Source organism: Variovorax sp. GW821-FHT06D12, from assembly GCF_059419205.1.
Genome location: NZ_JBWKRI010000011.1, coordinates 90,846 through 104,369 on the forward strand (window position 1 = coordinate 90,846; position 13,524 = coordinate 104,369).

At 69.8% G+C, this 13,524-nt stretch carries 8 protein-coding genes; 2 read left to right on the top strand and 6 right to left on the bottom strand.

Annotation, left to right across the window (positions count from 1 at the left end):
- The first annotated feature begins 13 nt into the window (after positions 1-13).
- Complete coding sequence (locus tag AC07SQ_RS28505) at positions 14-1,048, top strand: AraC family transcriptional regulator (RefSeq protein ID WP_495272974.1); 1,035 nt, start codon at positions 14-16, stop codon at positions 1,046-1,048.
- Between the two features lie 10 nt (positions 1,049-1,058).
- Here AC07SQ_RS28505 and AC07SQ_RS28510 read toward each other — a convergent pair whose 3' ends face one another.
- Positions 1,059-6,200: an autotransporter outer membrane beta-barrel domain-containing protein gene (locus AC07SQ_RS28510; protein ID WP_495272973.1), complete on the bottom strand. Its 5,142-nt coding sequence runs from the start codon at positions 6,198-6,200 to the stop codon at positions 1,059-1,061.
- 187 nt (positions 6,201-6,387) lie between these two features.
- On the opposite strand from AC07SQ_RS28510, the gene AC07SQ_RS28515 reads away from it, so the two are divergent.
- A complete protein-coding gene (locus AC07SQ_RS28515; protein ID WP_139703802.1) occupies positions 6,388-6,978 on the top strand; it encodes a GbsR/MarR family transcriptional regulator in 591 nt (196 codons plus the stop codon).
- 42 nt (positions 6,979-7,020) lie between these two features.
- Here AC07SQ_RS28515 and cydX read toward each other — a convergent pair whose 3' ends face one another.
- Genes cydX through cydD form a run of 5 tightly spaced genes read right to left on the bottom strand, consistent with a single transcriptional unit; the run spans position 7,021 to position 13,417 of the window.
- On the bottom strand, positions 7,021-7,170 hold the full coding sequence (gene cydX / locus AC07SQ_RS28520; protein ID WP_095744810.1) for a cytochrome bd-I oxidase subunit CydX: 150 nt from the start codon (positions 7,168-7,170) through the stop codon (positions 7,021-7,023).
- Between the two features lie 18 nt (positions 7,171-7,188).
- A complete protein-coding gene (gene cydB, locus AC07SQ_RS28525; protein ID WP_495272972.1) occupies positions 7,189-8,343 on the bottom strand; it encodes a cytochrome d ubiquinol oxidase subunit II in 1,155 nt (384 codons plus the stop codon).
- Complete coding sequence (locus tag AC07SQ_RS28530) at positions 8,340-9,959, bottom strand: cytochrome ubiquinol oxidase subunit I (RefSeq protein WP_095947372.1); 1,620 nt, start codon at positions 9,957-9,959, stop codon at positions 8,340-8,342. The genes cydB and AC07SQ_RS28530 overlap by 4 nt, the downstream gene beginning before the upstream one ends.
- A gap of 51 nt (positions 9,960-10,010) precedes the next feature.
- Positions 10,011-11,723, bottom strand: a complete 1,713-nt coding sequence (gene cydC / locus AC07SQ_RS28535; protein WP_495272971.1) for a thiol reductant ABC exporter subunit CydC — start codon at positions 11,721-11,723, stop codon at positions 10,011-10,013.
- A complete protein-coding gene (gene cydD, locus AC07SQ_RS28540; RefSeq protein ID WP_495272970.1) occupies positions 11,720-13,417 on the bottom strand; it encodes a thiol reductant ABC exporter subunit CydD in 1,698 nt (565 codons plus the stop codon). The genes cydC and cydD overlap by 4 nt, the downstream gene beginning before the upstream one ends.
- Positions 13,418-13,524: the final 107 nt, after the last annotated feature.

Below are 13,524 nucleotides of genomic sequence, written 5' to 3' on the forward strand. Positions count from 1 at the left end.
GATCCGCTCACGCATGCTGCAACCGCCTGTCACCATCCCGATCGTGTTCGTCCAGGGCATGCTCTCGGGCGTGCGCGCGCGCGGCGACGACGCGCCGATCTGCATCGACACCGCGCTGCAGGACGCCGGCATCGCCCCCGCCCTGCTCGACGCGCCGGGCGCGCGCGTCACGGCCGAGCAGTACGTGGCGCTGTTCGCGCTGCTGATGGAGCGGCTGGACGACGAGGCCCTGTGCTTCCTGTCGCGCCGCCTGCGCTGCGGCAGCTTCGCACTCATGACCCGCGCCACGATGGGCGCACCCACGCTCGAGGTGGCGCTGCGGCGCGTGGCCCGCACCTTCAGCCTGCTGCAGGACGACCTCGAGATGGTGCTGCTGCACGAAGGGCCGCTCGCGGGCTTCGGGCTGCGGGTGCAGGGCATGCCGAGCGCGCCGCTGAACTTCCTGCACGAGCTGATGCTGCGCGTGTACTGGCGGCTCTTTGCCTGGCTGCACGGCGGCCGGCTGACGGCGCGTCGCTTCGACTTCGGCTTCGAGCAGCCGCCCTACGCGGCGCGCTACAACAAGGTGTTTCCCGCGCCGCTGCAGTTCGGCCAGCCGCTGTCGGCCGTGTGGTTCGACGCCAGCGCGCTGGCCACGCCGATCCGCCGCGACGCGCGGGCCATGCGCGACTTCCTGGCGGCCGCGCCGGCCCACGTGATCCTGCCGCCGCTGGGCGAGCTGGCCGTGAGCGCGCGCGTGCGCGCCGTGCTGCAACAGCACCGCCCGGCCTGGGCCGACCTGGCCACGGCCGCGCGCAGCCTGCACATGTCGGTGAGCACGCTGCAGCGCCACCTGGCGACCGAGGGCACCTCGTTCCAATCGCTCAAGGACCAGCTGCGGCGCGACGTGGCCATCGTGCGCTTGAACACCAGCACCGTGCCGCTGGCGGCTCTGGCCGAGGAGCTGGGTTTCTCGGACAGCGCGGCATTCCAGCGCGCCTTCAAGACCTGGACCGGTGGGGCGCCGGGGTCGTACCGGCGGCGTCCTGGACCCGACCCCGAGGCCTGAAGCTACCCGCCTACCACTTGACCCGCACGCCGAGCGATCCGTTGACCGAGCTCTTCACCTTGGCATCGCCGCCCGAGGACCACAGCTTGCCGATTTCGCCGTACAGGCTGGTCGCCTGGCTCAGCGCCAGCGTGAAGCCGCCCGCGAGTTCGGTGCTGGTGCCGCCGGTCGGTGCCGCAATGTCGGTCGTGGTCGCTCCGTTCACGAAGCGCGCGATGTCGGTGCCGCTCGAGGTCTTGTAGATGTTGACGCGGCCGTAGGGCTGCAGCACGCCCAGGCCGGTGTCGATCTGGCCCTTGACCCGCACGCCCGCGCGGGCGATCCAGCCGCTGTCGGCTTGGGGTTGCGCGATGGCACCGGCGATGACCGAGTTGCCAAGGTCCATGTGGTGGTGGATCAGCTGCAGCTGCGGCTCGACGCGCCAGCCGCTGCCGCCGATCGCGAAGGACTGACCCACTTCGATCGAGCCCAGCAAGCTGTTCCCCTTGCCGCCCACGCCCGCGCCGAGCATCGGCTCGACCGTGTAGCGGTGGCGGCCCGACTGCACCACGGCGTCGGCATAGAAGCCGCTGTCGGCGGTGTAGGTGCCGTACACGCCGACGTACTGGCTGCGCAGGTCATTGCGGCCCACCGCGAGATGGCGGATGCCGCTGGCAAAGCCGCTCACGCGGGCATCGCCGTCGAGTTGGCCCACGTACAGGCCGGCGCGCCAGTTCGGCGTGGCGAGCAGGTCGGTGCCGGCCTGGAAGCCGGTGAGGCGCCCCTTGCTGGTGGGCGAGACGGTGCCGCCCTGCTGGATGTCGAGGTCGGTAGAGAGCACGCGGGCCCAGGCGCGGCGGTCCGATCCGGTCGGTGTGCCCTTCACATCGTCGTCGCCCACGCGCTTGCGCACGTCGCCCAGCATCGCGAGGTTGCCCTGGCGCAGCTGGCCCGGCAGCGCGGCGTACAGCGCCGCTTCCGGGCGGTAGGTGACGACGGGCAGGCCCACCGGTTGACCCGGCGCGACCGCGTCGGTGGTGGAGCGCAGGTACCAGCTCTCGCCCGCGCCCTTCGCATCGGCGGCATGCAGGCGGTACTCGTAGGCGCCTGCGTCGACGTGGCCGCCGGCCAGCGAGAAGGCGTCCTTCGTGGTCTGCGCGGTGGTGGTCGCGCCGTTCTGTGCAGTGATGACCTCGATGCCGTTGCCACTCGTGAGTGCGCCCAGTCCGCCGAGGTTGCTGATCTGCACCTGGGTCTTGCCGCTGGCGACAGCGCTGGGGCCCTCGAGCACGAGGCGGTCGGAGGGGCCGGTGCCGTTGAGTGCCGTGCTCAGTTTGAGCACGCCGTTGTTGCCAACGTAGGCGCCCTTGACGGTCAGCGTCGTACCTGCGGTCACAGCGGCCAGCGACACGGTGCCGCTGTTCGCCAGCGATGCCACGGTCTGATTGAAGCCCGCCAGGTCGAGCGTGGCACCTGTGGCCACGCTGTGCGCAGAAGCCGCGCTCAGCGTGTTCACCGCGCCGGCCTTCAACGTGCCCTGCGCCACGTTCGTCGCACCGGTGTAGGTGTTGGCGCCCGACAGCGTCAGCGTGCCCGTGCCCTGCTTGGTGATGAATCCACCGCCGCTGGTGGCACCGCTCAGCGTGCCGCTGAACGCACCGGTGTCGATGATCGGGTCGTTGTTGCCCGTCAGCTTGATCGTGTTGGCGATCGTCAGGCCGTCCGCGCTGAAGCCCAACGTGGTGTCGTCGTCCATCGAGAGCGTGCCGGTGCCCAGCGCCTGGTTGTGGCCCACGTTCAGGCGGCCCTGGCGCAGCGCCGTGCCGCCGGTGTGGGTGTTCTCGCCCGACAACGTGAGCGTGCCCGTGCCGACCTTGACGAGCGAGCCACCGACGCCGGAGATCACGCCCGAGATTTCGGTGTCGGTGTTGAGAGCGCCCGTTGTCAACGCCTTGGCGCCAAGCAGCACGCGGCCCGCCCCTTCCAATGCGCCGATGCTCGTACCGGCAGCCGCGAGTCGGGCGATGCGAACCGTGCCGCCCGCCTTGTTCACCACGCGCGCCTGAGCGGCCGTCGCGTCGTGCTGCATGTCCAACGTGCCGCGGTCCTCGTTGACGATCGTCGCCTGCCCGGCCGAGCCCTTGTCCCAGAGGTTGGTCCAGCCGCCGGCGAAGTTGGTGATGTGGGCCTTGCCTGCGGTGGCGTCGAACGAGACCGTGACCTGGCCACCCCGGTTCTCGATGGTGGCGTTGCCCGCTGTCGCGTTGCCGCGGAATTCGATCGAGCCGGTGGCGCCCGCGACGAGCATCGCGTTGCCAGCCGAGGCGTTGTCCTGGAACTGGACGAAGCCGCCGCTGGCCTGCGGAACATTGCCCGCCGTGATCTGCAGGCTTTCCGCCTGCGCACTGCCGCTGAAAAACAAGCCAGCGCCGCCGCTCACCGACACCGGGCCGGTTCCGACCGCGCCGGTGGCGCCCACGTTCAAACTGCCGCCATCGACCTGCGTGCCGCCCTTGTAGCTGTTGGCCGCCGTGAGCAGCAGCTCGCCGCTGCCGATCTTGCGCAGGCTGCCCGCGCCGCTCATCGTGCCCGCGAAGTTGCCGCTGGCCACCTGGTCGAAGGCCACCTGGGCGTCGTTGACGATGGCGCCGCGCAGGCTGGTGGTGTCGCCCTGCAGCGTGCCGGCGCGCACGAGCGTTCCACCGGTGTAGGTGTTGGCGCCCCTGAGGATCAGCGTGCCCAGGTCGTCCTTCGTGAGGCCGCCCGCGCCGGTCAGCACCGACGCGATGGTGGCCTGCATCTGCGCCCCCGACGCCGTGCCGTCGCCGACCTTGATGACGGTGTTGGCGTTGCCCAGCGTCAGCGCGTCGCCGGTGACGACATAGCCGCTGGTGGAGAACTGCGCGCCATCGATGCTGATCGCGCCGCCGGTGTTGTCCACCCGGACCGTGCCGGCCGCGCTGCCGAACAGGGCGAACTGGTTCTGCTGCCAGCCGGTGTTGGTCTTGCCGTTGGCGCCGGTCCAGCTGTCGGACGGGTCGTTGAGGGTGGAGTTGCCGATGCGCCAGGTGCCGGAGCCGCCGCTGATCGTACCGTCGTTGTAGGTGGAAGCATCGCCGCCCGCGCCGTCCCAGAAGCTGAGCGACACGCCCTTGCTGTTGATCAGGTTGATCTCGCCGAGCACGGACGACTGCACGTGCAGGTCGCCGGCCGCCGTGCCCGCGGGCACTGTGCCGATATTCAAGCCGTTGTCGATCAGCGAGCCGGAGTAGCTGATCAGGCGGTACAGGCCGGGCCCGAAGGTGCCGCCGGCCGATTGCGCCACGTTGAGCGTGCCGTCGAGCACGAGGCCGCCGTTGACCTTGACGAGGTCGTTGAGCGGACCGCCGACCGTGCCCGCCTGGCCCAGCTCGTAGCTCAGGAAGGCGCCCGGGTCGAAGCGCAGCATGCCGGTGGTCAGCGTGCCGAGGTTGCTGCCCGGTGCGAGCGTCGCGCCGTTGGCGATGGTGACCTGGCCCGAGATGGTGCCGCCGCCGCTGAGCGTGGCGCCGTTCTTGACCTGCACCGTGCTCGTGCCCGTGGCGCTGCCGGTGGTGTTGTTCACGCGCAGCGTGCCGGCGTTGACCTCGGTCGCGCCGCTGTAGGTGCTGGCGCCCGTCAGTTCCAGCACGCCCACGCCGTTCTTGGACAGGGTGCCGGAGCCGCTGATGACGCCTGCGTAGCTCAGGCTGTCCGCGCGGTCGAAGACCAGGTCGCCGTCGTTGGCGATGTTCCCTGCGATGCTGCCGGTGGTGCCACCCGCGCCGATCTGCAGGATGTTGCCGACCACGACGGTGGTGGTGCCCGTGAAGGTGTTGTCGCCGGTCAGGGTCAGCTTGCGTGCTCCCTTCTGCAGGAGGCTGCCGGTGCCGCTGATGTTGCCGGCGAAGGTGGTGTCGGCACTGCGGTTGAACACCAGCGCGGCGTTGTTGGCAATGTTGCCGACGATGCTCCCGCTGTCGCGGATCTCCAGGGTGCCGGCGTTGAGGGTCGTGCCGCCGGTGTAGGTATTGGCAACCTCAAGGCTCAGCGTGCCCGCGCCCTCCTTGACCAGGGTTCCTCCACCCGTGATTTCCGCGCGCACCGCCAGCGTGGCGGCCTGGGCGTCGAACACGTTGTTGCCAGCACCCAGGCCGATCTTGTAGCCCGCGCCAGGCGTGAGGGTCAGCTGGCTGCCGCTCGCACCACCGCGGTAGGTGACACCGGCAACGGTGACGTTGTCGCCCAAGGCCACGGTGTAGCTGCCAGTGGCATCGCTGCCCGCCGCGAACACGGCGCTCGAGCCGTCGATCCACGCCACGGTCGGGCCAACTCCGCCCGCGTCGACGTTCCAGAAGCGCTGCGCATTCGTACGGCCCCACACGCCCGATGGCGCGCTGCCGCCCGCGCCAGCCGATGTGCCGTCCAGGTCCCAGTAGTAGGTGCCGGCAGCCAAGGTTACCGGCGTCAGGCGCAGGGTCGTGTTGCCATCAGACGGGAGGCCACTCGAGTACCCAGCCACGTACGACGTGTAGCCCCCGAGCGCGCTCGCCAGGCTTCCGCCCCAGGCCACTTGGCCGCCTTGCCCCGCCAGGATGGCGGCCAAGCCCGCGTCATTGAGCGCCACGGTCAGCGCGCTGGAATTCGGCGTCGAAGGCGACACCTCGGCTTGGCCGATGGCGAGGCCGCTTCCCAGTTCGTCGAACCTCGCGAGGTCGACGCCGGGAGAGGAGAGCCCTGGAATGTCGCCCGTGTACCGGTGGAATTGCAGCACCGTGCCTGCGGCCGGTATGCCACCCAGGCTGAAGGCATTGAACTGAAACGCCGCCGTGATCACCTGGTCCGGCGCCAGGGACAGGTTCGGTACGTTGAAGACAAAGTACGACCGGTAATTTCTGCAGGCAGAAGTGCAATCCGAGCCCGTGACGTAGTTGTAGTTCCCCACCACATGAGGATCGACATCGCTCTGCCACCCCCGGTCGGACGTGTTGAGCATGATGTCCGGCACTGCGGCTGCGGCGCCCACCCCGGCCAGCAGTCCCGCCGCCGCCAGCACAACACCGCCCGCGAGCTTGCCGCGTGCGCGCGTGAGTTCGGAAACAGCCACCCAGGCCCCCAACGACGAGTTCCAGAGGCTGCGATGTGCTTTGTTCATGGGGAGAAAAACCTTGAAATGAGAGGCCGGATGCACCAGAAATAGGCAAACCGTCAGGAAACGTTTATTTTTGTAAATAAATTGTTCCAAACCCATCACCAGAACTAGTTATTCATGCGCGACGCCATCCTTGCTGTGTTTTCGGAAACTTCCGTACGTCCAGCAATCCGGCGCGACAATCCGCCGCATGGCTTCCGCACCCGACCTCCCTCCCCTCAACCGCCAGTTCGTCGCCCACTTCGGCGAAATGGGCAGCAAGTGGGGCATCAACCGCACCGTCGGCCAGATCTACGCACTGATCTTCTTGTCGGAGCGCGCGCTCAATGCCGACGAGATCGCCGAGATGCTGGAGTTCTCACGCTCCAATGTGAGCATGGGCCTGAAGGAGCTGCAGGCCTGGCGCCTCGTGCACCTGCGCCACCACGCGGGCGACCGGCGCGAATACTTCGAGGCGCCGAAGGACGTGTGGGAAATCTTCCGCGTGCTGGCCGAAGAGCGCCGCCGCCGCGAGATCGAGCCCACGCTCTCGATGCTGCGCAACGCGCTGCTCGAATCGCCCACGAGCGACGCCGAGCGCCACGCGCAGGCCCGCATGCGCGAGATGCACGACCTGATCGACCGGCTGATGAAGTGGTTCGACGACGTGCAGCGGCTGGCGCCCGAGACTGCGATGCAGCTCATGGGCATGGGCGCGACGGTGACGAAGGTGCTGACGCTCAAGGACCGCCTCACGGGCGGTGCGTCGAAGAAGAGCAAAGGCCCCGCGGGCGAAACCTGAGTCGCGCCGCGAGGCAGAGGGAACGGACGGGGCGCTACGCCCTCACAGCCGTTCCTGCCCCTGCGGGGCTTCCGGCGTGCCGAGCTTTTCCTTGCGGATGGCCTCGTCGTCCATCAGCTCGTACCACATGGCGTTGAGCACGGCGAAGGCGGCGGCCAGCGGCAGGCCGAGGATCCAGGCGAAGTACCACATGTCTTTTTCCTTCCCGTTTCAGTAGGCGTGTCCGCTCTCGTCGCGGATGGCTTGTTCGTCGACCTTGCCCCACAGCACGTGGTAGACCCAGGTGGTGTAGGCCACGATGATCGGGATGAAGATCGCGGTGACCACCAGCATGATGAACAGCGTCAGGTGGCTCGACGACGAATCCCACACCGTGAGGCTGGCGCGCGGGTCGATCGACGAGGGCAGGATGAACGGGAACATCGAGGCGCCCACGCTCAGGATGATGCCGGCGATGCCCAGCGCCGCGGCCAGCAACGCGAATCCCGGCCGGCGCAGCACCAGCCCGAGCAGTGCGCCCAGCGTGCCGACGAAGCCCGCCGCCGGCGCGGCGATGGTCCAGGGGTGCGCCGCGTAGTTGCCCATCCAGGCACCGGCATGCAGCTCGACGGTCTTGAGCATCGGGTTCGACGGGCCCACCGCGTCGACCACGCTGCTGATGCGAAAGCCCCCGATGCCCATGGCCAGCCACACGCCGGCCAGCGCGTAGGACACGAGCGTGAGCACCGCCGCGACCATGCCGTAGCTGCGCGCGCGCTCGGCCACCGGGCCGGCGGTCTTGAGCAGCAGCCAGGCCGCGCCGTGCATCACCAGCATCGCCACCGACACCAGCCCGCAGAGGATGGCGAAGGGGTTCAGCAGGCCGAAGAAGCTGCCGTCGTAGAAGATGTGCATGTCGGCGCCGAAGCGGAACGGCACGCCCTGCAGCACGTTGCCCACGGCCACGCCGCAGATCAGCGCGGGCACGAAGCCGCTGAAGAACAGCACGCCGTCCCAGCGCGCGCGCCACTGCGGCGACTCGCGCTTGCTGCGGAACTTGAAGGCCACCGGCCGCAAAATCAGCGCCGACAAGATCACGAACATCGCCAGGTAGAAGCCCGAGAACGACACCGCGTACAGCTGCGGCCAGGCCGCGAAGACGGCGCCGCCGCCCAGGATGAGCCACACCTGGTTGCCCTCCCACACCGGGCCCACGCTGTTGATGACCACGCGCCGCTCGATGTCGTTGCGCGCGGTAAAAGGCAGCAGCATGCCGGCGCCCAGGTCGAAGCCGTCGGTCACCGCGAAGCCGACCAGCAGCACGCCGATCAGCAGCCACCAGATGAAGCGCAGGGTGTCGTAGTCGAGGAGTGTGTGGAGGATCATGCGGCGCTCCCGGTCGAGGCAGAAGAGGAAGACGTGGCGGCACGCGCCGGCGGAATGTGCGAGCGCGCATCGCCCTCGGTGGGCGCATGCTCGACCTCGGGCCCCTTGCGGATGGCCTTGAGCATCAGCTTCATCTCGATGATGAGCAGCGTGGTGTAGATCGCGATGAAGCCCGCGAGCGTGATCAGCAAGGTCGTCACGCCCAGGTTCGACACGGCCACCGCGGTCGGCAGCACGCCCTCGATCACCCAGGGCTGGCGACCGAACTCCGCCACCAGCCAGCCGGATTCGATGGCGATCCACGGCAGCGGAATCGCCCACACCGCGACCTTCAGCAGCCAGCGGTGGCGGTCGAGCGCGCGGCGCGCCGACAGCACGAAGAAGGTGCCGGTCAGCAGGATCAGCAGCATGCCGATGCCCACCATCACGCGGAACAGCCAGAACAGCGGCGCCACCTGCGGCACGGTGTCCCATGCGGCCTTGGCGATCTGCTCGTCGGTCGCCTGGCGCGGGTCGTCCACGTAGCGCTTGAGCAGCAGCGCGTAGCCCATGTTGATGCCGTTGTCCTCGAAGTCGCCGCGCACGCCCTGCGTGACCTTGTCGGCGCCGCCGGCCTCGCGGATCTTCTGCAGCGCATCGTAGGCCTTCAGGCCCTCGCGGATGCGGGCTTCGGCGCGCTTCACGAGCTCGTCGATGCCGGGCATCACGGTGTTGAGCGAGCGCGTTCCGATGAGGCCCATCACCGCCGGGATGTGGATCGCGTAGTGCGTCTCGCGCGCCTTCTGGTCGGGGAAGCCGATCACGGTGAAGGCGGCGGGCGCGGGCTGCGTCTCCCACATGCCTTCGATGGCGGCCAGCTTCATCTTCTGGTGTTCGCCCGAGAGGTAGCCGCTCTCGTCGCCGAGCACCGCCACCGACAGCGCGGCGGCCAGGCCGAACGATGCGGCCACGGTCATCGAGCGCTTGGCCAGTTCGATGTGGCGGCCCTTGAGCAGGTACCACGCCGACACGCCGAGCACGAACACCGCGGCGCACACATAGCCGGCCGACACGGTGTGCACGAACTTGGCCTGCGCCACGGGGTTGGTCAGCACGGCGGCGAAGTCGGTCACTTCCATGCGCATGGTCGCGGGGTTGAAGGCCGCGCCCACGGGGTTCTGCATCCAGCCGTTGGCGATGAGGATCCACAGCGCAGAGAAGTTGGAGCCGATGGCCACGGCCCAGGTGGCCGTGAGGTGGCCCACCTTGGAGAGCTTGTCCCAGCCGAAGAAGAACAGGCCCACGAAGGTCGCTTCCATGAAGAAGGCCATGAGCCCTTCGATGGCCAGCGGCGCGCCGAAGATGTCGCCGACGTAGTGGCTGTAGTAGCTCCAGTTCATGCCGAACTGGAACTCCATCACGATGCCGGTGGCCACGCCCATCGCGAAGTTGATGCCGAACAGCACGCCCCAGAACTTGGTCATGTCGCGCCAGATGACGCGCCCGGTCATCACGTAGACCGTCTCCATGATGGCCAGGATGATCGACAGTCCGAGCGTGAGCGGCACGAACAGGAAGTGGTACAGCGCCGTCACGGCGAACTGCAGGCGCGAGAGCGCGACGATGTCAAGGTCCATGGGGGCTTCCTTTATGTGTTCTGTTCGTTCGTTGCTCGGTCGATCAACTCATCAATCGGGGCGCAGGCTGCGCAATGCGGCTTCGAAGGCATCGGTGCCACGGCGCAGGTCGGCGACGATGCGGCCCTGGGCCATGCACACGAGGCGGTCGGCCAGTGCGGCTTCGCGGCGCAGGTGCGTGGCGATCAGCAGCGTGCGCGGGCCGGCCTGCTGCGCCAGGCGCTGCAGCACGTCGTGCGCGGTGGCGGCGTCCAGCGCCTCGGTCGGTTCGTCGAGCAACCACAGCGGCACCGGGCGCAGCAGCAGCCGCGCGAGCGCGAGCCGGCGCGACTGCCCGCCCGAAAGGCCGAGGCCGCCTTCGCCCAGGCGCGTGTCGAGGCCGGTGGCCACCGCGCGCACGTCGGCATCGAGGCCGGCGGCGTGCAGCACGGCCCACAGGCGCTCGTCGCTGGCTTGGGGATCAGCAAGGCGAAGGTTGTCGCGCAGGCTGTCCTGGAAGAGTTCGGTGCGCTGGGTCAGCAGGCAGGCCGGTTGCGCCTGCACCTGGCCGGCGCGCGGCGTGAGGTCGCCGGCGATCACGGAAAGCAGCGTGGACTTGCCCGCGCCGCTGGCGCCGACCAGCGCGACGCGCTCGCCGGCGTTCAGGTGCAGCGACACGCCGCTGAGCACTTCGACAAGGCTGCCGGGGTGCATGACGGTGAGCTGATCGACCTGCACGGCCGCCGTCTGCGCGGTGCGAGCGGGGCGTGCGCCCTCTTCCACAGACGGGTCCAGCCGCGGTGCCAGCCGGCGCACAGCGAGCCAGGTGCGTCCCGCATCGAGCGCGCCGCGCCGCAGCGCCGCGAACGGTTCTGTGGCTGTGAGTGCGATCAACAGTGCGAGCGCCGCGCCGGGGGCGCCGATGACGCCTTCGCTCACCAATGCGCCCACGGCCAGCAGCACGCCGACCAGCGTCAGCGTGCCCGCGCTGCCATAGGCGAAACCGGCCGCGGCTTCGAGCTTGTTCAGCGCGAGGTCGGCCTGCGCGAGGTGCGCGTCGGCATTCATGAGCGCGGCGCGCTGGGCGTCGAGCCGGCCGGCCATCGCGAGATCGGCCTGGCCTGCGACCAGGTCGACGGCCCGCGCGCGCAGTGCCTCCACGGCATGCGCGCGCTGCCGCGCCGGCTGCCGCGCACGCCGCGCGATGAGGAACGCCAGCCCCCAGCCGATGGCGCAGAGCCAGAGCGCGATCGCCACGCCCATCCCCACATGCATGAAGCCGAGCACGATGCCCGCCAGCAGCGCCGCGCCGAGCGCCGCAGCAGCAGGCACGAACAGGCGCAGGTAAAGCGACTCGAGCGCGTCGATGTCGGACGTGAGGCGGAACAGCAGCCGCGCCGGCCGCATCAGCAGGTCGCGCGCGGCCTCGGGGCGGGCCCAGCCGCGGAACAGCCGCACGCGCAGCTCGGCCAGCACGGCGAAGGTGGCGTCGTGCGTGACCAGCCGCTCGCCGTAGCGCGACCCCGTGCGCCCGAGCGCCAGCAGCCGGATGCCGGCCGAGGGCATGAAGACATCGAAGGTGAAGGCCGTGGCCGCATGCAGGCCCGCGAGCGCGGTCGCGGTGATGAACCAGCCCGACAGGCCCAGCAGCGCCATGCCCGCGAGCACGGTGACGGCCGCGAGCAGGCAGCCCAGCAGCAAGGCGCGCGGCTGGGTCGCGAGGAAGGGACGCAGCACGAGGCGCAGGTCGCGCCAGCGAGGGGAGCGGGTCGCGTGGTTGCTCATGCGGCCTGCTCCACCAGCGGTTCTGGGCCGAGGCTCACGGTGCGGTCCATGCGCGCGGCCAGCACCGGGTCGTGGGTCGAGACGATCAAGGTCCGGCCGCGGGCGAGCGCCACCAGGGCGTCGGCCACGCGCGCGGCGGTGACGGTGTCCAGGTGGGCCGTGGGCTCATCGGCCAGGATCAGGTCGGCATGCGGATGCACCGCGACGCGCGCCAGCGCCAGCCGCACGGCCTCGCCGCCCGACAGGCCGCTGCCGCCCTCGCCCAGCGCGGTGCCGGGATGGGCCTGCGCCACGTCGTCGAGCGCCGCAAAACGCATCGCCTCGGCCACCTCGGGCGCGCCGATGTCGGCACGGCCCAGTGCCACGTTGGCTTCGACCGATCCGGCGAAGACGTGGGGCTTCTGTCCCATCCACGCCGTGCGCTGGCGCAATGCGGCGGCTGTGTGTTCGGTCAGCGGCACGCCGCCGATGGCGATCTCGCCGCGCGTGGCCGGCATCAGCCCGGCCAGCAGCGAGAGCAGCGCGGTCTTGCCCGATCCGCTCGGGCCGGCCAACGCAACATGCTCGCCGGCGCCGATGCGCAATTCATAGCCATCGAAGAGCGGCGTCGACTCGCCGGGCCAGGAGAAATGCAGCCCGTGGACCGTCACCGCAGGCGCGGCCCCTGCCCCGGCGGCACCGGTCGCTGCGCGCGTGACCGCGACGCCCGCGCCGGGCAACGGCAGCGCGCCGCCTTGCAGGTCGTCGAGCGCCTGCAGCGCCGCCTCGCCCGCCGCACGGTCGTGCCAGACCGCCGACAACTCGCGCAGCGGCTCGAAGAAGGCCGGCGCCAGCAACAGCACGAACAGGCCTTCGCCCAGGCTGAGCTGCTGGCCCCAGGCGCCGAAGCCGAGCGAGCCCAGCAGGTGGAAACCGATGTAGACCGCGACCAGCGCCACGCCCAGCGCGGAGAACAACTCCAGCACAGCGGACGACAGGAACGCGATGCGCAGCACCGCCATCGTGCGCTGGCGCAGCGACTGGGCGGAGGCGCCGAGCCGGTCGGCCGTGGCATCGACCGCGTCGAGCGCGCGCAGCGTGGCCAGGCCGCGCAGGCGGTCGAGCAGGAAGGCGTTCATGCCGCCCATCTCGACCATCTGCGCCTCGCTGGCCGCCTTGGCGCGCCAGCCGACGATGGCCATGAAGATCGGGATCAGCGGCGCCGCCACCAGCAGGACCAGCGCCGCGGCCCACGAGAACCAGGCCACGGCCGCGAGCAGGAAGAGCGGCACCACCGTCGCACGCCAGCGCGCGGGCTGGTAGCGCACGAGGTACGGCACCAGCGCCTCGGCCTGTTCGGCGAGCACGCTGGCCGCAAGGCCGGAGGGCGCGCGTTCGCGGTCGAGCGGCGAACCGGCCGCCAATGCGGACGCGGTCTGCGCACGCAAGGCCGTCAACTGCGCCCTCGCGCGCCCGAAGGTGCGGCGCACGCCCCAGGCTTCGCCGCCCGCGCGCAGCAGGCCGAGCAAGAGGATGCCCGCCGCCGGCCACAGCACGGCCGCCATGCCTTCACCGCTGGCCAAGCCCTGCACCGCCATCGCCAGCAGCGCCGCCTGCGGCAGCCACGCGAGCGCCGCGACGCCTTGCACCACGCTGCCGATGTCGGGCGACGTGAAAGCCTTCAACGGCGATCGTGGCGGCGATGGTTCTGTCATTCCTTGAGTTTGTGTATTTTCAGTATTTACTGAAAGATTCACAATCATACACAACAGGGGCAGTTCGCGCAGACTGCCCGCTCTGAAGCCCGAAGGCAACAGATTTG